The organism is Vibrio amylolyticus (assembly GCF_023145695.1).
Lineage (GTDB): Bacteria > Pseudomonadota > Gammaproteobacteria > Enterobacterales > Vibrionaceae > Vibrio > Vibrio amylolyticus.
This window is the reverse complement of record NZ_JAJHVV010000012.1, coordinates 90,394-114,157: the sequence shown is the minus strand read 5'-3', so window position 1 is coordinate 114,157 and position 23,764 is coordinate 90,394. Positions and strand designations below refer to the sequence as shown.

Genomic DNA, 23,764 nt, shown 5'->3' with positions numbered 1-23,764 from the left:
TCGGACAAACTGCATTCGATACAAGGAATAAAGTATGACACAAGTGACCTTAACCAATCTTGTTGGAAAGCTATCAACACCGCTTAAACAGGCATTAGAAACGTCTGCCGGTGCTGCAATGAATCAGGGGGTGCCAGCTATTGAAGTCGAACACTGGTTACTTCAATTATTATCTCAAAAAGATAGTAACTTGAATAATCTGTTTGATTCACAAAAATTGCCTCAAGAAGAGCTGGTCAAAGAGCTCACGATGAAGATTACGCTACTAACTAAAGGAAGTGAGGGGCAGCCAACACTAAGTCATGCCCTTACGGAACTGGTTAAAGACGCATGGATGATCGCATCGGTAAACTATGGGCACGGTGAAATCATCAGCTTGCACTTAATACAAGCGCTTCTTCAACAGAATGTTATGGGCGTTAAAACCCTCGAGCTTAAATCTTTAGACGCACTTTCCATTGAATCGCTTCAAGGGCTCATCAGTAAAACGGCGATTGCAAGATCCTCTTCTTCAGCTTCGGCTGCGTCAGGTGGCGTTGACACTACCCCGTCAGGCAATGATGCGCTCAGCAAATACACCATCAACCTTACTCAACAAGCGATTGACGGAAAAATCGACCCTATTTCTGGGCGTAATTCAGAAGTTCGAAAAGCGATCGATATCCTTTGTCGAAAACGCCAAAACAACCCGATAATGGTCGGAGAGCCAGGTGTAGGTAAAACAGCGGTGGTTGAAGGTCTCGCGTTAAGAATTGCCGCAGATGAAGTACCAATGGCTCTTCAAGGTGTGCAGATTCACTCCCTTGATCTAGGGCTACTTCAAGCAGGGGCAAGCGTTAAAGGTGAGTTCGAAAACCGCCTTAAAGATGTGATCAATGAGGTGAAGAACTCTGATGTTCCAATTATTGTTTTCATCGATGAAGCGCATACGCTCATAGGCGCTGGTGGCGCTGCCGGTCAAAATGATGCCGCTAACCTATTAAAACCAGCACTTGCTCGTGGTGAATTTAAAACCATCGCCGCCACGACATGGGCTGAATATAAAAAGTATTTCGAGAAAGATCCTGCATTAACTCGACGTTTCCAAGTGGTTACTATTGAAGAGCCTAACGCTGAAGATGCCATGCAGATGTTACGTGGTGTAGCTGCATCCTTACAAAGTCACCATGGGGCATTTATCGCTGAGTCTGCGATCGAAGCTTCGGTTCATTTATCTATACGCTACCTACCAAGTCGCCAACTTCCAGATAAAGCAATCAGCCTTCTTGATACCGCAAGTGCGCGTATTGCATTGACGCAAGGTGCTAAACCAGAGGTAATTGAAAGCCTCGAACAGACAATTAAATATCAGTCGAATGAAAAAGCCGCCTTAGAGAAAGAGCAAGCGCTGTTTGGTAACAGTGCAGAAGAGATTATTGAAATTGAGAAGCTGATTGAAGAGAACAAGACTCACTTAGCCGCATATCAAGAGCGCTGGGAGAAAGAAGTTGTTCTCGTTGATCAAGTTAAACTGGTTCAGCAAGAGATCACGGAACAACAGATTGAGGATAATGTTGACCCAGATAAACAAGTTGAGCTAACAAAACTACTTGATGAGCTTCATGAGTTACAAGGTGAAGAGCCTCTAGTTAATGCCATGGTTGATGATAATACGATTGCTCAGATTATCGCTAACTGGACTGGTATCCCTGTTGGCAACATGATGAGTGATGAAATCGCCAAACTACTGACCCTCGAAAGCGAACTTGATAAGCGTGTTATTGGGCAAAATGTGGCGAAACAGGAGTTGGCAAAAGCAATTCGTATTTCACGCGCAGGACTGACAGACAACAGAAAACCCATAGGCGTTTTCTTAATGTGTGGTCCAAGTGGTGTCGGTAAAACTGAAACCGCAATGGCATTAGCTGAGCAACTTTATGGTGGTAGCAACGATCTTACCGTTATCAATATGACCGAGTTTAAAGAGGAGCATAAAATTTCTATGCTGCTTGGGTCACCAGCTGGTTATGTTGGTTTTGGTGAAGGTGGCGTACTAACGGAGGCGATTCGACGAAACCCATACTCTGTTCTTCTTTTGGATGAGATGGAGAAGGCGCACCCTGGCGTTCATGACATGTTCTACCAAATCTTTGACAAAGGAAGCATCAAAGACAGTGAAGGTCGTTCAATAGACTTTAAGAACACAATTATCATCATGACCTCAAACGCTGCAGATCAGGCAATATGCGATGTTGTTGCAGAGTCAGAAGAGCGCATCGATAACACAGAGTTACTTGAATCGATACGACCTGATCTTCAGCAATACTTCAAGCCAGCTTTCCTTGGCCGTACAACCATCGTTCCTTACTACCCACTGAACGATGACGAGCTGTCTAAAATTACAGAAATCTCCTTAAATCGAATTAAGAAGAAACTAGCCGAACAGTATCAAGCAACCTTCAATTGGGACGAAAGCTTCATTGAATTTGTCGTGAATCGAAACAGCGATCCAACGACGGGCGGTCGTGCTGTAGAGCAGATCATTAACCGTTCACTGATGCCGAAGTTAGCCGAAGAGTGTATTTCTCGTTTAAGTAAAAATGAGCCAATTTCTGCGGTCGCCGTCGTAGGCAGCACCTCTAGTGATGGTTTTACACTCACTATTAACTAAAACCCAAACTAAGTGAATATCTGGTAATCAATGACGATGGAAAAGAGCGACTCTCAAACGGTTAAAGTAACACTCAAAGTGAAGCTATTATTTGCGATCACTTCTGTGTTGCTCTTTTCTATTGCCTTGAACACCACGTTAAACTATTTGAACTTTGAAAAACGTTTAAACGAAACGTCAGATTCAACCTATCAGATTGTTCTTGAAGAAACACATAATGATATCAATCAAGCAATTAGCCTAGGTCTCCCTCTCGCTTCTATCACCAATATACAAAGCCTTTTGGAGCGAAGAGAGCTACTTGTCGATGGCATTACCCATATATCAGTTCTCTCTGATTCAGGTAAAACGCTTTTTACCTCTGGAGATGTGGAAATTGCAACGGCCAACTCTAATTCAGGAGAAAGAGCATTAAGTGTTGATATCTTAAACACGTTCAACGTAAAAGAGGGTGAACTGACACTCCACTACTCAACTACACCGCTCAATAAGTTAAAGAAAGCCCTCCTAAGTAAGCAGGTATACATTGCTGTATTTTGGCTAGTGATCACGGCTGGCCTAGGTTTTATCGCCGTTAAAAACTTACTAGATGGCTTTTTATTAAAGATCAGCAAAGCTCATCAGGCACTCACACCAACACCTATTGAGAAATTAGGTGAAAAACAGCCGAATGAAAAACTGATCAGTAAAGAAGAATCAAAAAGCACTTTGAGCCAAATTACTAAAGCTCATCAAATAGTGAATGCAAGCTCATCTCGTTCCAAATGGGAAAAATGGACCAATAAACACTTTCCCATTGTAATAATAAGTATCACGGTGGGACTCACAGTAATTGCCAATGCTGGGCTTTCATATCAATCGATGAGCTCATTTTCGACAGTCTATGAAGCCAAGCTTGAACAAAAATCAAATCTCATTGGAGAGACTCTTTCAACGGTCATTGACCGTTTAGTCAGCAGTGGTATTCCGATCAATAAGCTTAATGGACTTGAAGATGAGTTCTCTATCTATACTCATAAACACAATGAAATTCTTTCGATCTCACTTATTCGTGGTACAGAGGCTATTTATCAATATCCTAACGAATTTGATGAAGAAGGCAGTGAGCACCTTTCATCCTTAGTAAGCGATGAAGATACGTTTATTAAAGTCGTTACCGACGACAATTTAATTATCAATTTACTAAAAGAGAGCTTCATGGATATGATGACGGTATTGATTGCGTCATGTCTGGTTGTCATTGAAATCATTCTCTTTACTTGCCACTTTTTAATTCTGGCTCCTTGGCAACAACTGAAACAAGTCTTTATGGCCGTAAATAGAGACATAGTGAATCATTTAGCGACCATCATTTCAAAAGATGAAATTGGTCAGTTATTGAAAAAATTGAATAACAGTGTCGTCAAACTCAACCCAACTCAACCCAATAAGCAGTTATTTGCTTTAGATTATCGTTTCATCAGGCTGCCACTGTTCCTATTGGTGTTTGCAGAGGCATCGTCACTCGCGTTTTTTCCAAACTTTGTTTCAAGCTTACCTAATAACCAAGCTTGGATACCTGAAAGCCTTCAAACTAGCATCCCAATATCACTCTTCATGCTTTGTTGGGCGCTTTCTTTACCTTTTGCAGGATACTGGTCAGATAAAGTGGGTAGACGCTACTCTCTGATCGCCGGGGCGTCATTGACCGCTATCGGGCTCGCCCTGACCGCTTTTGTACCTAACATGTTAACCCTACTCATCGCTCGCTCTATTACCGCGGTAGGTTATGGCATAGTCTTTATTTCCGCTCAAGGATACGTCACAGATACCACACACGATGGTAACCGAACTAAAGGTATGGCAACCTTTTTATCCGCGTTCTTTTCTGGATCACTCTGTGGCGCCGCAATCGGTGGGATTCTTGCTGACAAGCTAGGCTACTCGACGACATTTTTATGCGCCGCATTATTAGCATTATTGAGTGCCCTACTTGTGATGCTTTTCTTCACCAAAAGCGACTCTCAAAATACAAGTAAACCTGTTCGTTTGTCTGATTTTAAGGTGTTGCTGAGTAACAAATATTTCGCCTTAATATGCCTATTTAGTGCCATCCCTGCAAAAATAGTGCTGACTGGATTTCTCTACTATATTTGCCCTGTTTACCTTCAATACTTAGGAGAAAGCAGTTCTGTATCAGGCAGAATAATGATGACCTATGGTCTTTCGCTTATTGTAATATCTCCAATAAGTGCGGCTTTGGTTGATAAGTACCGCAATAAAATGGTGTTTATTGTGTGTGGCGGGCTACTTTCTGCCATCGCCTTAATTAACATACTCGTGCTACCAGGAACATATGGGCTATTAATGATCGTAATCTTCATTGGTGTTGCTCATGGCATCTGTGTGTCACCACAAATCCCTCTAGTCATTGAGCTCCTTCGTGAACAAGGAATCGATAAAGGAAAAACCATTGGTATATTCCGGCTTCTTGAACGTATTGGTAATGTAGCAGGGCCAATACTAGCAGGCTTTATATTAAGCCTCTTTGGTTTTGAAACCACCATACTTATTTTTGGTTTGACCTTATTGGCTAGCTCTATTGTTTTGTTGAGTCTCTTTACGCTATTTACTAAAACAGACAAACAGCAGCTGGGAGCCACGCGATGAAAATAAATGTATTGATTGTTGCGCTCACGTCACTTTTGATTTTCATTTCAATTGGGTCACCAGTGTTTGCGTCCACAGAGAAGAATCATGTCGTCATGCTTTTATGGCGAGGTGTTACCGACGCTGAAAAAGGGTTTATGGAGTATTTGTCCAGTAAGGTGGATGTCCACTTCACTATTTTGGATGCTAACCGAGACAAAAACGCGCTATCTCGCCACATAAAGTCTCTTGAACATCGTAAGATCGATCTTGTATACACGTTCGGTACCACGGTGACATTGGCCTTACTTGGCAGTGCCGATAACCCTACTCCATTTCGTTCTGGTAATGTACCTGCTGTATTTAGTATTGTTAGCGATCCTATCGGTTCAAACATTATTTCTCGTGATAGTACGTCGCGTAACTTTACTGGTGTCAGCCATATCGTCCCCCATGACGTTCAGTTTAAATCCATTAGCATGCTTGAAGGTGTCGACTCTATTGGGATTGTGTATAACCCACTAGAGAACAATTCCGTCGTCACTGCGGAAAAAATGCAGGCGTTATCTGAACAATATAATATACAGGTGACGCTATACCCATTATCTATTATAGAAAATAAACCTAGCCTTAAATCCGTAGAAAGTATTACCAAAAAGATGGCTAACGACGGTATCGATCTCGCTTACCTTCCCCCTGATTCATTCGTTATTTCATCAGCAAAAACTATCGTAAAGAGCATGCACAATCAGAATATTATGACTTTTTCCTCTACCGAAACGCCGATACGAAAGTCACAAGCGCTCATCGGTATTGTTAGTCGGTATTATAATGTTGGTCAATTTGCCGCCTACAAAGCCGAACAAGTTCTCAATTCACACATTAATATTAGTAATATCAGTGATATTCCTATTGAGCCATTAAGCCAGTACTCATATATTGTTAACATAGATGCAGCAAAACACTTAGACTATTACCCTCCGGTATCGGTGTTAAAAATATCTGAACTCATAGGGAATAACAGTGATGATAAATAAGTTTCATTGGCTAGTGCAGTTTATATGGGCAATATCCTTGTTTATTTTAGGGGCAAATAGCGCTGTAGCGAATACAACGACCAATAACACGATTCAGAACAAATACGGCCCAACCCGCCTATTATTGACAACTCAAGATTGGGCACCCTATCAAGAGTATAAAAATGGTGAGATGGAAGGGGTAGCTCTGGATAAAGTCAAATGTGCGTTAAGCAAGATGAGTCAGCCATACAAAATTACCATGACTTCGTGGTCAGAGGCTCAGTTAAAAGTTCATAGTGGCACTCAGCATGGTTTTTTTGTCGCGACGAACACGCAGGAGCGTAATGAATACGCGACACTCTCTGACCCCATTGCACAGCAACAACTGTATTGGTATTTCGGGCCTGGCGTAACTGCGAAAATAGATGAGCTATCAAAAGTTAATTTGAAGTTTTCCGCTAAATTTGGCTCAAATAAATGGTTTTGGTTAAAACGTAACGGATATAACGTCGTGAAGAAGCCGCGTGATGCTAAAGTATTATTAAGGCTACTAAAAGATCGTGAAATAGACATTGCTCTAGAAGATCAACTGGTATTCAAGTCTGAGATTGAGAGAGCACTGCTTCCTTCTGATTATTTTCAATCTGAGCTTTTGGAAACTAAACCTATGGGCGTCTATTTCTCAAATCGTTTTCTGAGTAAATACAGTGGTTTTCTCGATAACTTTAACCGTGCCATCACCGTTTGTAATTAACAGTATTGATGCACAATTTTCAACGCTTTAGCTAAATGAAAGTAACAAGTAATTATTGGCGGACTGTAAAAGCCATTCAAATCAGTAAGAGATATTTGTATATGAAGAGCAGTGATTAATGAGAGACAGTACTAATGACTATTAGTGTTCACTTAATTTCAATACCAGACGAAGAAGTCGTCACATCTCGCGTTATCTACTTACCTGAAAGTGGAGGCGAATTTGGACGCTCTCCTTCTTGTGATATTGCGTTACCGGATCAAAGCAAACGCATATCTCGTGTTCATGGTCGTATTACCCTTAGCAACAAAGGCTATATCGTCTCTAATCAAGGAAAGAACCAAGCCTCGCTCAATGATAAACCGCTTATTTCCGGTAAAGATTACCTCCTAAACGATGGAGATATCCTTGTCGTTGAAAAATATACGATGCTCGTTAGTACCTTAATGAGCAGTAATAGCACCTCTTCAATTGATGATAAGGACGATACGTTTAACGAGCCTGCATTTTCACTCAACCTAAAAGATGATGATGTGGATTTTCTCGACCAAGTTAGTGAACCACCCGCAGCTAAAAATAACGCGAGCTTTTCACAAACTAACGTCCTAGTGGATGACCCATTCTCTTCCGATCCATTTGAAGATTTTTCTCCAGAGGAAATTGAGCCTCATATTGACGTTGCGTCTCAAGTCGAAATTGATGAAGTGAGCCATGATGAGATCGACGCTTCAACATCAGATCTTGAGTACTTGCCGATTGCTAACAATTCTGGGTCCCCTCAATTAGAAGAAACCCTGAATAAACTGGTATCACTGACAGAGAAAAACCAACAATATTTACGCAACCCTCCTCTTCAACATGACGCTCTGTTCGAAGCGCTAGAAAAGACAGTCGATCAGTTTCTTAATGAGTTTTGCCCTGAGCAATTAGAGCATCAATTTAGTAGCTACCTATCTAACGGTCTGTTCACTAGCAAAGAGAAGAAGTACTGGCGAATCTATACTAAACACTTTGAACATAGAAAAGATAACGGGGAATTTCGTCGTCAATTCAAAGCGTTGTTTATGGAAAACATGCAAAAACAAGGAGAGGAAAATTGAAGGCGTGGTGGTTAGGACTTATCGCGATGTTTATGCTCGGTTGCTCTTCTGATCCCGTGCCCACGTATACAACGCATAATTTTGCTGTCAAGGCTGACGATACCATTAATCCATCAGCAACAAGTAAAGCCAACCCTGTCGTGGTTAGACTTTATCAATTGAATGAGAAACAAGTATTTTTGCAAGCTCCCTTTATTGAGCTTTATACCCAAGACGAGCAAGTTCTTTCAAGCAGTCTTATCTCAAAACAAGTGCTATCGATTGTCATGCCGAACAGCAGCAACATCATCGATATCGACATTAATAAAAACACACTCTTTTTGGCCGTACTTGTCGAGTATGCCAATTATCAGCAAAGCGAACCTAAAGTTGTGAGTGTATTACCCAGTGAAGAAGAACAATATTTACAACTTAACTTAACCGGAAATAAAGCAGAATTTGAAGTCATCACCCCGGATACTGGCTGGTGGTAATCAGAAAATAAATCATGAGAATTCGTGTTTTCAACGTGGCTCTTAAATTAAAAACTTCTGCGAAAATAAGAACAAAAACTAGAGCGTTAGGACATTCGAACATAGGGAAATATCGTGGACGCATTTAAAAAAGTAGTATGGCAAGAAGGTATGTTTATTGCTCCTCAGCACTTTCAACAGCAGGATCGATACGTACAAAATTATATTCGCCAAAATGTTGAAACCCTAGCAGGCATCGCACCATTTTACGGTGTCACCGAGTTAGTTATTAATCATGACTTATTAAAAATAGGTAAGCTATCCGTCGCGCACTGCTGCGGACTGTTCCCAGACGGAACCCATTTTGATCTTCTACATGAAGTTGTCATCGATATCCCTCAGGGGAGTATTGAAACAGTTGTCTATTTGGCTTTGCCAATATCTCTTCAAGGCAACAATGATTATGGCCAAAAAAATAGCGATCAAAGCCGTTATCTGACTCATGCGATTAATGTGTTTGATACATCAACGTCTGAAAATGCCAACGTAGAAATCGATGTTGCTTCACTCAATATAAGCTTGAAGCTCAATACCGATGATGTATCAGGGTTTACGCTAATCCCTGTAGCAAAGGTATTGGAATGCAGTGAGGCTGGTGATGTCATTCTTGACCGTTCGTTTATTCCAGCAAGCCTTCATTATGGCGCTTCTCAACTGCTTATCGAACGAATTAAAGAGATCCACGCGTTAATCAATAATCGTGCAACCAATTTGATTAAGCGTATACAGGCAGGACAAGGTCAAAAAAGTACTCAGTCAATGATGCAAGATTACCTTTGGCTTCAGGTACTCAATACCTGGCTGCCGTGGTTTGATCTCACTATCGCTAATCCAAAGCTTCAAACACATGAACTATATAGCCAATTAAAACAGTTTGAAGCTCAAATATTGGCACTGACGCCTGCATTACCAGACAGCTGTAAACCGTTAAGCCAGCACGACCTTTATGAATGCTTTAATCCATTATTTTCAAATCTAAGGAATATGCTCACACTGGTACAACAAGACTCTGTTTTAGAATACCACTGGGATATGTCGCTATTTGAGAAACGTCGATTACTAAGAACCATCATTAAAGATACCTCTGCGGTGGCAAACAGACGCTTAGTGCTTAGCGTTAAATCCAATATTAATAGCAGTGATCTTAATGAGCTATTCCCCGTTTCAGCAAAACTCAGCAGCAATACTCGCATTGTTGATATCGTTAGAAATTCCCTATCAGGTATCACGATCAAACCTCTCCCGATTGCACCGAGTGAACTTAAGCCTATTCAAGGGGTTTCCTATTTTGAGATTGATACACTCGATAAGAGTTGGACTGAGATGTTGGATAATCGTGATGCGTTGGCGATGCATGTTGACGCTCGCATCACCGAGCTTGAAGCTGTGCTATACGCGTTAAGGTAACGATATGGAATTTGTTGACGAAGATACGCTTGTTTGGGACAAATCGAATCAGACTTTTTCAAAGCCTGAGGATGTTGATACTCCAGTAAAGCACATCCCTATTCACTCCGACTCAAATCAAGCTGCCTTTTTGCAACATTTCGATAAGGCGGAAAACCAGCTATTGAACATCAGTAGCCCTCTTTTGGCGACCGTCCTTAAAATATCAACCATGCCTGAACCTTACGATCTCACCTCATTAAGAGAAGAGATCATTCAAGAGATTAATAACGTCAAAGAGAGCGCCAATCAACTCACCTACCCTGTTGCTGTTATCGATAAACTTTGCTTTCTCTATGCGGTCGTTATTGATGAATTGATTATCTATACCGATTGGGGAGAAAAGAAAGGTTGGGAAAACAAAACACTACTCAGTGAGCTATTTGGGATGAGAAATGGTGGTGAGCTGTTTTTCAATGTGACTGAAAAAGCTATCCGTCAACCACACAAAATGATCGATCTTATTGAGATTATTTATATCTTTGTAAGCATCGGGTTTAAAGGTCAATATCGTGAGCATGGAAGCGATCAGCTTAAAGCGTCTATCCACCAACTGGAGCAGCTGATCAGTCAATATCGACAATCTAGTCATATCTATTGTCACACCAAAGTATCATTGCCAAAAGTACGGAAGCCGGCCCGAAAAAGCCGTTACGTCATATCTACTCTTTTCTACCTCATACTCATTATCACTAGCGTTGGGCTAACACAGTATTGGTATAATGAAACTCACCCCCAACGGGCTAGAGATTTTGCCTATTTAGACGACTTTAGTCAGCGATACATACTCTCAAGTCAAGCTAGCGATATTATTTACATCAGCACTGACGATGATCTGGAACAACCAACGGGGGGGTTAATACCCGCTAAGGTAGAGCAACGTCCAGTTAACGCTAGCACAGCAAACCTTAACAATTCTTCGAGCACTGTTTTGGATCAAAGCACGAGCAGTGAAATCCCTTGGTTAGTCCAACTGGCTACGTTTTCATCTAAAGAGAACGCGGCGGCTTTTATTAAACAGTTATCGCCCTCGAGCTTTGAGCCGCTTATTGATGAATATAAAAGCTATTTTCGAGTAATTGTCCGTACCACATCGTCCACACAAGCGAAATCAATTAAGCAGTGGTATCAAAGTAATGACAGTATCAACGCCATCATTGTCAAAAATGAACAATAACTTTTAAGGATGAAGTATTTCTATTATGCCTGATACGAAATCATCACCAAAATACAGTAAATCTCAGCGTATCGTTATCTCGCTCTGCTTTTCATTGCTCATATTCTGTCTCTGTGGAGCAACAGCCTGGGGGCTGGATTTGATGGCACATATGGTTGCCGTCATTTCTATCAGCATGCTGCTGTCTCTTATTACTGGCTTAATTAGCTATTGGTTACTCTCTCGCTCGAAAAAGAAAGCCCCAACTAACAACCAAGATAAGATCTTGTTGAAGAAGCGCCAAAAGCTGTTGGTTACTCACTTTTATCGCATGATGAAATTGCAAAACCGCAAAAAGATGCGCTTAAGTCGTTATGATCTTCCAATATATTTCTTTCTTAGCCAAGACCCTAAAGAAGATAAACGAATCATCAGTCAGATGGGTTACGAAGCTTATAAGCTCGATGACTTTGGTAATGATATAGAATTCCCAATTCTATTTTGGCAAAGTGAGCATTCAATACTCATGTCGATCAGTTTGGGGGAAGATCAGCACCCTGAATATATCAAGACACTGTGTAAATGTTTAAATAAGTGGCGTCCCCGTCAAGCGATTAATGGCCTGCTACTTGCAACTGATATTTCAACGGTCTTAACCAATGAAGAACAAGTAACGCAAAAAGCCGATGAACTAAAGTCAACGTTACAGACCTTCAACTACACTTTTGGCTTGAATCTACCCATTTATAATGTCATTACGAACATGGGGAGTATCAGTGATTTTTGTCAGTTTTTCTCGTCGTTTGATGAGTCTAAGCGTAATGATGTTCTTGGTGCTACCTCGCCATATCAACAACATGGTGGCATCGATGCACAGTGGTTTTACGATGAGTTTGATCACCTAACAAGCCAACTCATTAGCAACGTAAATACGGCATTGGGAAATCAACTCAACCAAGAATTTAGAAATTCGATTGTCTCAGCACCTTTTCAATTTGGCTTGTTAAAACAGCATTTATGGCTGTTTCTGCAGCGATTATATCGGGGTGAGCAGCTAAGTGATGGACTTCAATTTCGAGGCTTCTATTTTACCCATAACGGTACTGAGCAGAACCAAAAAGACATTTTGGCCAGTGTTGTTAACCATTCACTAGGAAATGATGAGTACTTTTATCATCCTCAAATCCCAGTGAATCAAACCCTTTTCTCGCAACACTTAATGACGCATGTCGTACTTAACGAGCAAGAACTTGTTGGGGTTAACAAGCGCCGTGAAAATACCCTATTGCTCGCTCAAACATTTTATAGCCTTTTTTGGGCCGGTATATTAGTCGCGACTCTCACACTCATTAAGTTCAATTTCGATGACCAAAGCCAACGTGAACTAAGAGCTGACCAACTTTTAGAACGTTATAAAGAGGCAATATCCGCCTCTCCTTATGATATTGAAAACATGGCAGATAACGTGCCTAATTTGTATTCCCTATATCGTATTTACGCTCTATATACTGAACCAAAGCCATGGTATAGCTTACCTTTTTTACCTAACCCCTCAATAAAAGAAGAGGTAGAAAGCGCGTATTTTAATGAGTTGAAACAGGTTCTTATTCCTTCTATGGAGAATACCCTAGAAAAAGACTTATTTGTTTACGTCAACCTAGAAGACCAATCAAAAACACTCACATTACTCAATAATTATCGCCTTTTATTCAATCCAAATCGAACCAACGTTGATGAGCTAAAAAGCTATTTCATTCATACCCTCCAAGAGCAAGGAGAGGCCGACAATGTAAATACAGCCCAATTATCTCGATTACTTAACGACGTTTTTGATCAGAATTTGATTCCAGTAAAACCTAATGTTGGTCTGGAATCACTGGCAAAAAAGGTCATTAACCAAACTGGGGTCGAAATGCTCCTTTATGAGCATATTGTCAACCTTGATAAGTTCTCAAAAAGAGTCGATATTAGTAGCGAACTCGGCAGTAATTTCGATCAAGTTTTCAGCTTCTCCCCTCAATTCGTTGGTTATTTGGTACCGTACATTTACACACCTTCTGGTTTTAATGAAATTGATCTTTCTGTTGAGTCAGCACTAGTAAAAGAAGCTATTGATGCCTATCAAGGCATTGCTGGCTCTGCGCCAAGTGCCCTAGAGATGTATCGTATCAGCCGCGACTTAAAACAGATGTATCAACAAGATTACATCAACTACTGGCGCTCAGTAGTGCAAAATATACAAGCTAACTCAATTACTGAGCCTAGTGAATTGCATCGAGTAGTGACTTTATTGGCAACCCCTAGTGAAAACCCACTCTCTCAGCTCTACACAACACTTGCCAAATACACATCAGTTGAAATTGAGTCTCCTCCTGTGACTGATGATCAAGACGTTATTCCTGAACAAGACTCAGATAAAACAGAGTCTGCGCGTCAGATATCACTCGCCTTTGCGTCAATTCACACGTTAGTGACACCTGACAAAGCAAATAATAAACCGATTGATTCTGTACTCACTGCAATCGAAAATAGCTATGCTTGGCTTGATAAATTCTATAAAAGCAATGAGCCTCAAACGCTTGCTTTTCAGACTTTGTCTGCGTCATTGAAGGCCGACAACCCAATATCTACCATGGCCAATATTGCTTCTGAGCAACCAGATTTAATGAAAAAGGTGCTAAATGAGATAAGCAATCAAAGTAATGAAATGTTGCTATCACTGACCCATGAGTACCTAAACAGTTCATGGACTTCTGAGGTCTATCAGCCATACCAAAATACCCTGGCTGCGTTCTATCCGTTTAACAAAAAGTCGACAAATGATGCGAGTGTTGCCGACGTATTCGCCTTCTTCTCAAATAACGGTATCTTCGATACCTTTTATGCAACCAAATTAAAAATGTTCACTACTTCGGACAACGCAAGTCCATTCTTAGCGGGGTTATTACCAAGCTCAGGTTTAGCGCTAGATCCTGATTTATGGCAAATGGTCAGTAAGGCAAAAGACATTCAACAAGCTCTATTTTTGGCAGACCCTAGCAAAATTTCAGTTCAGTTCCAGATAAAAGCAGTAGATATGACCCCTGATCTTACAGAATTTGCCATTACGAACCAGAAAACAATTTTCACCTATCGACACGGACCTACGTTCTGGAGCCAGCACACCTGGGCTGGTGCCGAACAACTTGAAGATGCTCTGGGCGTTAAATTGAGCGCTCAGGCCCAATCGGTCGCTCAAGAAGAGTTCTCGGGTAACTGGAATTGGTTTAGGTTAATCGAACCAAGAGTGAAATCTGCAACCTCTCAGAAAACTCAAATTCAGTTTAATTATGATGATAGTAAAGTCACCATTGCAATCCGAACACAAGGGCAAGTTAATCCATTTGTCCCCGGTTTTTTTGCCGGATTTTCTCTACCGAGTGCAATATAGATTTAAGACGCAAGCTTCAACTTTAGTTTTAGCCTTGGGCTGATGATTATTGATCATCACTTACGATACTCAGGAGACCCCTTTGGCGAGTTTAGTTAACGAGCGATATAGAAAAACAGCAGAGCGGCTTATTTCGTCAGGTTATCGATTTAAACGTGCTTATCGCGAGCACGTATACCTCGCCTCCTCTCTTGAGCATGGCGACGTTATCATCAAATTTGGTGCTTCGCTTCCTAGTCGATATGGGCTGAAGCAAAGCGCTGAATTCCTCACTCGAGTTGCTTCTGACTTTTGGTCTCCTGTCATTGAATATGGCAGCGACAAGCAAATAGATTGGTTAATACTGCCTTATATCTGTGGTCAAACAGTCTCAGAATATATCATCAATGTAGGCCACGATTTACGTGGAAATCTAGTGGCAAACAAGTGGCTAGAATCACTTGAACTTGCCATTAGCACCCTTCATAAATTTGGTTTTGTTCATGGCGATATTAAGCCGAGTAATATTTTAATTACTTCATCCCAAAAGGTCCTACTCCTTGATTTTTCGACCATTACACCAATTGGAACTGAAATGCATTCATTACCGTTTCAGTTCCTTAGTCAGCGTTATGCTAAAACCAACGAAAGCCTAGCTACACCTAATATCGGTCAGGTTAGCTCAATCGACAATGATTGGTATTCTATTGCTCAGACGCTCTTAGTACTATCTGAGGCACTCCAACGTTCACATCCTCCGCAAGGCATCCCCTCCTTTCTTGTACCGAGTCGTTATCAAGTCATGATTACTAATTAGATTCATCCGCGATCTGCTAATAGCTCGCTTTTAACTTAATACCTAATACCTAATACCTAAATACTTATGCAAAGACGCCTCCTGAAGCAGAGCCTTCCAACGCGTGAACTTTATGAACAAAACCCTCTAAATGACCAATATTCTTTTTATCCCCACATTACAGACAAAAAATTAACATACACGTAACCTCAATGACATCTTCATTGTTATTCCTCCTAACGATGTAGAAGAAAACATAACGATAAGCACTTATCTATTTCGATTTGTGCGCCTACATAAGGAACGTGAAACATGTTTAAAGTATTAAAACCAACACTAGCAGCATCGATCATTGCAGCTTCATTCTCTTTTGGCGCGATGGCCGCTGATCTGGAAAAAATTCACTTCATCATCCCTGGTGGTGCTGGTGGAGGCTGGGATATGACGGCTCGTGGTACTGGTGATGTACTGGTTAAATCCGACATTGTTGAAAATGTATCATTCCAAAACCTGTCTGGTGGCGGCGGTGGTAAAGCAATTGCACACCTTATTGAAACAGCCGAGCGTCAAGAAGACACGTTGATGGTGAACTCTACCCCTATCGTTGTTCGTTCTTTAACGGGTATTTTCCCACAATCTTTCCGAGACCTAACACCTGTTGCTGCCACTATCGCTGACTACGGTGCTATCGTTGCTTCAGTAGATTCTCCATACAACACGTGGGAAGACGTGGTTAAAGAGTTCGAGTCTAACCCTCGTAAAGTTAAGATCGCTGGTGGCTCTGCTCGCGGTAGTATGGATCACCTCGTTGTCGCTGCCGCATTTAAAGGCGAAGGTTTTGACGCTAAGAAAGTTCGTTACATTGCCTATGATGCAGGCGGAAAAGCGATGGCGGCACTGCTTTCTGGTGAAACACAGCTTCTATCAACCGGTTTAGGCGAAGTACTAGAAATGTCTAAAACGGGCCAAGTTAAGATCATTGCAGTCACCGCACCTGAACGTCTTTCTGCAGCGCCAGATATCCCAACGTTAGTCGAGTATGGTAATGAAACTGTCTTCGCTAACTGGCGTGGTTTCTTCGCTGCACCTGGCGCTAGCCAAGAGAAAATCGACGAATGGAACAAAGCGCTAACTAAGATGTATAAAACAGAGCAATGGGAAGTGGTTCGTGACCGAAATGGTTGGATTGACAACTATAAAGCGGACAAAGACTTCTACACATTCCTAGAAGATCAAGAAAAGCAAATGGGCGACCTAATGCGCGAGCTTGGTTTCCTTAAGTAAGACACTTAGCAACACTCTAATAAGGGCTACACACGCTTCAGCAATAGCAGTAGCCCTTCGTAATACCCAGTTTTGCCGTATACGAGTTTAACCCCAAAACTCCTTTGTTTAATGCATTTTTGTTTATGTAGCTAAACATGTAAGCCAATTGACTAGCAGCAAGCAGCTTACTTTTTGGTTAATGCTTAGGTTCTCAGTTTCGCTGACAGCAACTCATTAACTCGCTCGTATACGGCCTTTTATTTCCTCACGCAAATGGAGTTGGATATGTCGGATTCGCCAACTAATTTTTTCAGTAAAGAAAACCTATTATGTCGCGATAGAGTCGGGGCGATTATTTTCCTTTTGGTCTGTCTTGTTTACGGCTACCAAAGTACGCTCATCCCCCTTTTCCCCGGGGACGAATACGAACCTTTCACGGCTAGAACATTACCTACTCTACTCACATTTGCTGGTATTGGACTTTCGTTACTCCTCCTAGTTACAGGACAAACAGACAAAGACAGTGGTGCTGTTTCTGATTTTGATTGGAAGCTGCTCATCGGATTTTTGTGCCTAATGGCTCTATACGGTGTTGGACTTACCTACTTAGGGTTTGTTCTGGCAACCAGTTTCTTTTTACTTGCCGGGTTTTACTTGCTCGGAGAACGTCGGAAGTCCGTGTTATTTGGCGCCTCTTTCCCTTTTGTTATCGCCTTTTATCTACTTCTTACACAAGCTCTTGATGTTTATCTTGAGCCCGGTCTTCTCTTCATCATCTGGTAATTAGGATACGCATTATGTTAGACGGAATTTTACAAGGACTCTCTACCGCGGTTATGCCAATGAACATCATGATGGTGGTTGTTGGTTGTTTCGTAGGTACATTTATAGGAATGCTACCAGGTCTTGGACCAATTTCAGCCATTGCTCTGATGATCCCAATTACCTACGGTTTAGACCCTTCTTCAGGCCTTATTCTAATGGCGGGTGTTTACTACGGCGCTGTTTTTGGTGGCTCTACATCATCAATATTAATCAATGCACCTGGCTGTTCATCAACAGTTGTTACAGCGTTTGATGGCTACCCGATGGCACAAAAAGGTCAAGCAGGTAAAGCGTTAGCATTAGCTGCATACTCTTCGTTTACTGGCGGAACATTGTCTGCAATTATGCTGTTGATCGCAGCGCCTGCCCTTGCCAGTGTGTCACTGAGCTTCCAATCATCTGATTACTTTGCACTCATGATTCTTGGTTTGTCAGCTGTGGCTGCATTCGCAGGGCCGGGTCAAGTCGTTAAAGCATGGATGATGACTATCCTAGGTTTAATGCTATCAACAGTAGGTATTGATAAAGGGGTTGGTGTTGAGCGATTTACTTTTGGCCTAACTGATCTAATGGATGGCTTCAGCTTCCTACTTCTTGCAATGGCGACCTTCGCTCTTGGTGAAACTTTAATGGGTATCTTGAAACCCCAGAAAGACACCAGTAAGGAAGAAAACCAAGTCATGGCCGATATCGGTAGCATGAAGATTACAAAAGAAGAAGTTAAGGAAGTCGCTCCTGTTTCAATTCGATCTTCTATTCTAGGCTTCTTCACCGGTGTTCTACCTGGTGCAGGTGCAACAATTGCAGCCTTCCTAAGCTACGGTATGGAGCGCAGCTTAGCACCTAAAGACAAGAAAGAAGAGTTTGGTAAAGGAAGCATTCGAGGCTTAGTAGCCCCTGAATCAGCGAACAATGCGGCATCAAGCGGTTCATTTGTTCCACTTCTAACGTTAGGTATTCCAGGCTCTGGTACAACGGCGATTATGCTAGGCGCACTGATTTCTTACGGTATTCAACCAGGTCCACGCTTGTTTGTTGATCACCCAGATGTCTTTTGGTCGGTCATTATTTCCATGTACTTTGGTAACATCGTATTGGTGATTCTAAACCTTCCACTGATTCCTTATATTTCAAAGTTATTGGCAGTACCAAGGACGGTTCTTCTTCCAATGATTTTGTTCTTCTCAATCACAGGGGTGTATTTGGTTTCGTTTAATACGATGGATGTGTTCATTATGCTTATCATCGCAATGGCGGCAATTGCGTTACGATTGGCTAACTTCCCCTTAGCACCGTTATTACTTGGTTTCATATTAGGTGGATTAATGGAAGAGAACTTACGCCGAGCATTAATGATCAGTGATGGTGAGTTGAGCTTCCTATGGGAACGACCAATTACTCTTAGTTTTTCTGTACTGGCCGCTCTTGTTTTACTTAGCCCACTTTTATTAAAAATGGTCAAAAAATTAAGAGTTCAGCCAAAGAAAGCCGAACAATAATTTACTAGCAAAGCCAAAGAGTATTTAACCTCTTTGGCTTCTTTCTTTAATATAATCAATTGGTTTTATATTGATTACTTTCAAGGGCGATAATTAAACGACCAAAAATGCCTCATATTTAATACACCCATCAAATAGTGTGATCCTAGTTCAGAGTGAAGGTTAGAATCATGTCAGGATAATTCGCAATTACTATTATTTTCTGTCAATTTTCTTACTATACTCTAACCCAAGCTATTCCCTCTTATATCGAGACAGTCGGCGCTATGACCCAACATCACTCTTCACTCGCCATACCGAATCCCTTTAAGTCTCTACCACTCATAATTTTATTACCATTTGTTCTTATTTCATCGACCTTTACCATAGTAACGATGAATTCAATTCAAAATGAGATGCACGAAAACGCGGCAGCTTATCTCGAGCTAATAGAACAGACCGTTAGTAACCTTGAGGCAGATAATCTCGCCGCGATAACGACCCCAATTGATTGCGTCAAAATGCAAGAGAATTTGATGTTTGAGAATACATCAAGGGAGTTAATTGTCGTAAAAGATGACATCGCTATTTGTTCATCTAAGCGGGGGATTATTAAGATTGACCTTAGCTCTTTTATTCCTCCTGAAGGAAGTAATGATGGTGCCTATCTCTTCGATATAAATAACGACCCTTCTCAGCGCACTCTATTTGTTGTAAATAGCGTAACTGGAGACAAACACTCTGGTATTTTTTCTATAACGAATACAGCACACTTGCTGGAACAATATACAACTGTTGCAAACAGCCAATCGAGCACAGTTACTCTAAAATTTGGAAATAAAATATACCCATATGACAGTGATTTTATTTCAAATAGAACACACGCCTTCAGTCATTCAAATAACTATAACTTTAGCGTTTTAGTTGAAACTCAACCGGCTTATGTGACAAACAACATTATCGTTTCGTTTTTGCGCTCCTTAGCAATATCGATCTTGAGTTCCTACATTATATTTTTGTCCGTTAGACGCTTCCAAAGGCGCTCTACCCTCGTAGACGACCTAAGAAGGGGACTTACCCGACAGGAGTTTTTTCTTTGTTATCAACCATTAATAAATTCAGAAGACGAAACAATAGGTGGTATTGAAGCGCTTATTCGGTGGAACCATCCAAAACTTGGACTTATTCGCCCAGATCTCTTTATTCCATTGGCTGAACAGCAAAACTTAATCAACCAACTCACGGATTATGTTATTAACGCGGCACTCAATGATCTGTCGCAAATACCAAGCAGCACTCATATTCATTTGGGTATTAATGTTCCCCCGAACTACCTGCATCAACAAAACTGTATAGATGTGCTCGATACGTACCGTGAAGGCTTTCTTGCGGTCGGGTATATCTTAACGATAGAAGTGACGGAGAGGCAGATGCTTGATGAAACTGGAAGAGAAACAATTAAGCGTTTAAGAACAAAGGGTGTCAAAATCTCCATCGATGATTTTGGAACCGGCCATACCTCGCTATCGGTTCTACAAACGATCAATTTTGATTATTTAAAAATAGATAAGTGCTTTATTGATAATATTGGTGTGGAGTCGGTTAGCGCGCCAGTTCTTAATACAATCATCGATTTAGGTCATCGTTTAGGCGTCACCATCGTCGCTGAAGGTGTAGAAACAGAGCATCAGGTCAATTATTTGGTCGACAAAAATGTCTCTGTTTTACAAGGATATTACTACTATAAGCCTCTGCCACTCGCTAAACTAAAGCGCTTAATGCTGAGTAATCAAAACCTAGTATAAATTGGCACTAGGTTTAGACTCATTACGCTAGAAACCTCGATGCTTCCAAAATTGCTGCTCATCTTTAGCGACTAAATTGAACGTTTTATCAGCAATAACTCGGCCATTTAGTTCGATAGTCATACGCCACTTACCCAGTTTATCTTCAATTGGGTCCCAGATGGTATCACCTAAATAAAAGTCATAGTCATTGCTGCTGATGTACTCTTCTCCAGTAAATGGTTCGAGAGGCTCACCTTTTTTACTCAGAATCCCAGGGTGATCAATACAGAATGTAAACTTCTCTCCCTTGGCTTTCTTGATATTAACGATAAAGCCAAACTCCACATCAATCTCTGCCGACACATTGGTTGTAAAGTCTTGTATCTTGGGAAGGTGTTTAGAACGCGAGTCCCATTGGGTATAGATACCGTATGAAGACATTTCAATTACTGGCGATCGTTTTGCCATTGTTGCCACCGTTTTTTCATAATATTAATGGTTTTATTGTCAACACCATGGATGTTTTGGAATGTCCCACAACACTCTTTAACATCAAAAGTAATGTGATACTTTTTTGCTAACTGACTATAAGGCTTAATTTCCCAGCGACGTACAAACGTATTGGATACGACAACATCTTCGCCTCTCAAAATCGCATTTTCAACTTCGCTAAAGCACCACTCGTGCGCTTTTGAGATTAAAGCAGCGTCATATCGATAGTCACCGTTTTCATTAATAAAGAACATATCGGCTTCAAAATGAGTCGCTTCCATGGAGCGAGCGAGCGTTGACTTCCCCGAGCCAGGGAGCCCTCGGATGAGCGTAAGTGTTTGTGTCATAGTTAGGGCCTAATACTATTGAGGATGAATAGTAACGCAATTAAGATTCATTTTGCTATCGACATCTCATTCCGATTGCGCTAAGTTTGGATGTATAGACGTCTAAAATAATAGCTAAGGGAGAAAAGCTGTGCCAATTAAGATCCCCGATCAACTACCAGCATCTGATGTATTGCGTGAAGAGAATATTTTCATCATGCCGGAATCTCGCGCCTCAACCCAAGAGATCCGTCCCCTCAAGGTATTGATCCTAAATCTTATGCCTAAAAAAATTGAGACGGAAACTCAGTTTTTACGTTTGCTATCAAATAGCCCCCTTCAAGTGGATGTAGAGCTACTGCGTATTGATGATCGCCCTAGCAAGAATACACCTACTGAGCACCTCGATAACTTTTACCGCCAATTTGAGATGGTAAAGAACCGCAACTTCGATGGCCTCATCATCACAGGTGCGCCTTTAGGTCTGGTTCAATTTGAAGATGTCATCTATTGGGATCATCTAAAAACTATCATGAACTGGGCAAAGAGCCACGTTACATCAACACTCTATGTGTGCTGGGCCGCTCAAGCAGGTTTAAAACTGCTTTATGATTTACCAAAGAGAACGCGTAAAGAAAAGCTGTCGGGTGTTTATCATCATGAGATTCATCATCCATTCCACCCTATTCTTCGTGGCTTTGATGATACATTCTTAGCGCCCCACTCTCGCTTTGCTGACTTCTCTTCCGAGTTTTTAGAAGAGCATACTGATCTCGATATTCTCGCAACATCAGACATCGCGGGCGTGTATTTAGCCTCAACCAAAGATAAGCGAAATGTCTTCGTAACGGGTCACCCTGAATACGATGCTCATACTCTTCACAATGAGTACATTCGAGATCTCGGAGAAGGCATGGAGCCAGCGATACCAATTAATTACTACCCAAATAACAATGCAGATAATAAGCCTTGTGCCAGCTGGCGTAGTCATGGGCACCTTCTCTTTTCAAACTGGCTAAACTACTGCGTTTACCAACAAACTCCGTATGATCTTGACCACTTTAGTGAAGATCATTTCACTAAAGATGATTAGTAAGCCTGTCATATACCTTAGTTAATAACAGCTAGTTATTAATAACTTAGTTAGTAATACATACAAAAAACGGTCACCTCTTGTGGCCGTTATTTTATGATTGTTAGGTAGGTCGCATTGTTTTTTAAATTCAACTAATTACATATGCAATCAGAATATCATGAGCTTGCTGATTAAGGAGCACTCATGAATTTGATAATGAAAACCATACTTCCTAGTATTTCACTTCTGTCTCTTATTGGTTGTATAACAGTGACCGAGGGAGGACCACCAGCCGCTACTGCAACATCTGTCGAAATGGCAGAAACAAGAGTGACATTAGGTCTTGGCTACCTTGAACAAGGTAATATGATGAAAGCGCGTGAAAACTTTGAAAAGGCACTAAAGCATGCGCCCAATTACTACCGTTCTCAGCTTAGCATGGCGCATTACTATGATACCGTTGGGGAAGTAAAGTCAGCAGATAACCTCTACAAGAAAGCACTCCGCCAGCAACCCAACAATGGAAATGTTCTTAATAACTATGGGACTTTCCTATGCAAACAAGGAGAGTTCAAACATGCTGATGAACTCTTCAACCGCGCTATCAAACAACCCTACTATTACCTTATTTCCGGAAGTTATGAAAATGCCGCTCTGTGTGCACTCAAGTCTGGTGATACGGTCAAAGCTAAAGGCTACTTTAAGAGAACACTTGATCATGATCCTAATCGTGTTCGCTCAACACTTCAGCTAGCGAAAATTGAAATTGAGGATCATGAGTTTACCGAAGCGAGAATTCGATTGATGAGATTTCATCAAAGCTATGGGCTACAGCAAGCTTCTCTTTCACTACTTGTCGAACTCGAAACTAAGGCTGGAAATCCAGCTATAAGAGACAAATACCAACATCAGCTGGAGAAATTGTTGTAGCTAAGTCTCATTACAACAATCAAATTGATTCGCTTGCTAAAGCTACTCTTTTTTGTTCCGTCTATTTCGTTTATTGGGCGCATTCATCTTCTGATGCTCCCGATACAAAACGCCC

General features: G+C 41.3%; 18 protein-coding genes. 16 read left to right on the top strand and 2 right to left on the bottom strand.

The window, feature by feature from the left end; translation table 11 throughout:
- The first annotated feature begins 34 nt into the window (after positions 1 to 34).
- From tssH to KP803_RS17860, 14 genes are all read left to right on the top strand, one after another.
- Complete coding sequence (gene tssH, locus KP803_RS17925) at positions 35 to 2,650, top strand: type VI secretion system ATPase TssH (protein ID WP_248010234.1); 2,616 nt, start codon at positions 35 to 37, stop codon at positions 2,648 to 2,650.
- A 30-nt stretch (positions 2,651 to 2,680) separates the two neighbouring features.
- Positions 2,681 to 5,299 carry an MFS transporter gene (locus KP803_RS17920; RefSeq protein ID WP_427916967.1) on the top strand — a complete coding sequence of 873 codons (2,619 nt, stop codon included), beginning with the start codon at positions 2,681 to 2,683 and terminating at the stop codon, positions 5,297 to 5,299.
- Positions 5,296 to 6,315 carry an ABC transporter substrate binding protein gene (locus tag KP803_RS17915; RefSeq protein WP_248010232.1) on the top strand — a complete coding sequence of 340 codons (1,020 nt, stop codon included), beginning with the start codon at positions 5,296 to 5,298 and terminating at the stop codon, positions 6,313 to 6,315. Before KP803_RS17920 ends, KP803_RS17915 begins: the two co-directional genes overlap by 4 nt.
- Positions 6,305 to 7,051, top strand: coding sequence for a type 2 periplasmic-binding domain-containing protein (locus KP803_RS17910; protein ID WP_248010231.1), 747 nt, complete (start codon positions 6,305 to 6,307; stop codon positions 7,049 to 7,051). The genes KP803_RS17915 and KP803_RS17910 overlap by 11 nt, the downstream gene beginning before the upstream one ends.
- 134 nt (positions 7,052 to 7,185) lie before the next feature.
- A complete protein-coding gene (locus KP803_RS17905; protein ID WP_248010230.1) occupies positions 7,186 to 8,151 on the top strand; it encodes an FHA domain-containing protein in 966 nt (321 codons plus the stop codon).
- Positions 8,148 to 8,624, top strand: a complete 477-nt coding sequence (gene tssJ / locus KP803_RS17900; protein ID WP_427916966.1) for a type VI secretion system lipoprotein TssJ — start codon at positions 8,148 to 8,150, stop codon at positions 8,622 to 8,624. The genes KP803_RS17905 and tssJ overlap by 4 nt, the downstream gene beginning before the upstream one ends.
- 114 nt (positions 8,625 to 8,738) lie before the next feature.
- Positions 8,739 to 10,070 (top strand): type VI secretion system baseplate subunit TssK, encoded by a 1,332-nt coding sequence (gene tssK, locus KP803_RS17895; RefSeq protein WP_248010229.1) that lies wholly within the window; start codon positions 8,739 to 8,741, stop codon positions 10,068 to 10,070.
- A 4-nt stretch (positions 10,071 to 10,074) separates the two neighbouring features.
- Positions 10,075 to 11,286 (top strand): type IVB secretion system protein IcmH/DotU, encoded by a 1,212-nt coding sequence (gene icmH / locus KP803_RS17890; protein WP_248010228.1) that lies wholly within the window; start codon positions 10,075 to 10,077, stop codon positions 11,284 to 11,286.
- Between the two features lie 25 nt (positions 11,287 to 11,311).
- Positions 11,312 to 14,695, top strand: a complete 3,384-nt coding sequence (gene tssM / locus KP803_RS17885; protein WP_248010227.1) for a type VI secretion system membrane subunit TssM — start codon at positions 11,312 to 11,314, stop codon at positions 14,693 to 14,695.
- A gap of 82 nt (positions 14,696 to 14,777) precedes the next feature.
- Positions 14,778 to 15,491 (top strand): protein kinase domain-containing protein, encoded by a 714-nt coding sequence (locus KP803_RS17880; protein ID WP_248010226.1) that lies wholly within the window; start codon positions 14,778 to 14,780, stop codon positions 15,489 to 15,491.
- Between the two features lie 291 nt (positions 15,492 to 15,782).
- Positions 15,783 to 16,754 carry a tripartite tricarboxylate transporter substrate binding protein gene (locus KP803_RS17875; RefSeq protein WP_248010225.1) on the top strand — a complete coding sequence of 324 codons (972 nt, stop codon included), beginning with the start codon at positions 15,783 to 15,785 and terminating at the stop codon, positions 16,752 to 16,754.
- A 267-nt stretch (positions 16,755 to 17,021) separates the two neighbouring features.
- Positions 17,022 to 17,519: a tripartite tricarboxylate transporter TctB family protein gene (locus KP803_RS17870; RefSeq protein ID WP_248010224.1), complete on the top strand. Its 498-nt coding sequence runs from the start codon at positions 17,022 to 17,024 to the stop codon at positions 17,517 to 17,519.
- Positions 17,520 to 17,533: 14 nt separating this feature from the next.
- Positions 17,534 to 19,060, top strand: coding sequence for a tripartite tricarboxylate transporter permease (locus KP803_RS17865; RefSeq protein ID WP_248010223.1), 1,527 nt, complete (start codon positions 17,534 to 17,536; stop codon positions 19,058 to 19,060).
- Positions 19,061 to 19,326: 266 nt separating this feature from the next.
- Positions 19,327 to 20,844, top strand: coding sequence for an EAL domain-containing protein (locus KP803_RS17860; protein WP_248010222.1), 1,518 nt, complete (start codon positions 19,327 to 19,329; stop codon positions 20,842 to 20,844).
- A gap of 27 nt (positions 20,845 to 20,871) precedes the next feature.
- Here KP803_RS17860 and KP803_RS17855 read toward each other — a convergent pair whose 3' ends face one another.
- Together KP803_RS17855 and KP803_RS17850 are read right to left on the bottom strand one after the other, a co-directional pair.
- On the bottom strand, positions 20,872 to 21,294 hold the full coding sequence (locus KP803_RS17855) for a DUF3859 domain-containing protein (RefSeq protein ID WP_248010221.1): 423 nt from the start codon (positions 21,292 to 21,294) through the stop codon (positions 20,872 to 20,874).
- A complete protein-coding gene (locus KP803_RS17850; protein WP_248010220.1) occupies positions 21,273 to 21,665 on the bottom strand; it encodes an ATP-binding protein in 393 nt (130 codons plus the stop codon). Before KP803_RS17850 ends, KP803_RS17855 begins: the two co-directional genes overlap by 22 nt.
- 130 nt (positions 21,666 to 21,795) lie before the next feature.
- On the opposite strand from KP803_RS17850, the gene metA reads away from it, so the two are divergent.
- Together metA and pilW are read left to right on the top strand one after the other, a co-directional pair.
- The gene (gene metA / locus KP803_RS17845; protein ID WP_248010219.1) at positions 21,796 to 22,737 is read left to right on the top strand and encodes a homoserine O-acetyltransferase MetA; all 942 of its coding nucleotides are present in this window, start codon (positions 21,796 to 21,798) and stop codon (positions 22,735 to 22,737) included.
- A 198-nt stretch (positions 22,738 to 22,935) separates the two neighbouring features.
- Entirely contained in the window at positions 22,936 to 23,649 is a 714-nt protein-coding gene (gene pilW / locus KP803_RS17840; RefSeq protein ID WP_248010265.1) for a type IV pilus biogenesis/stability protein PilW, read from the top strand.
- Positions 23,650 to 23,764: the final 115 nt, after the last annotated feature.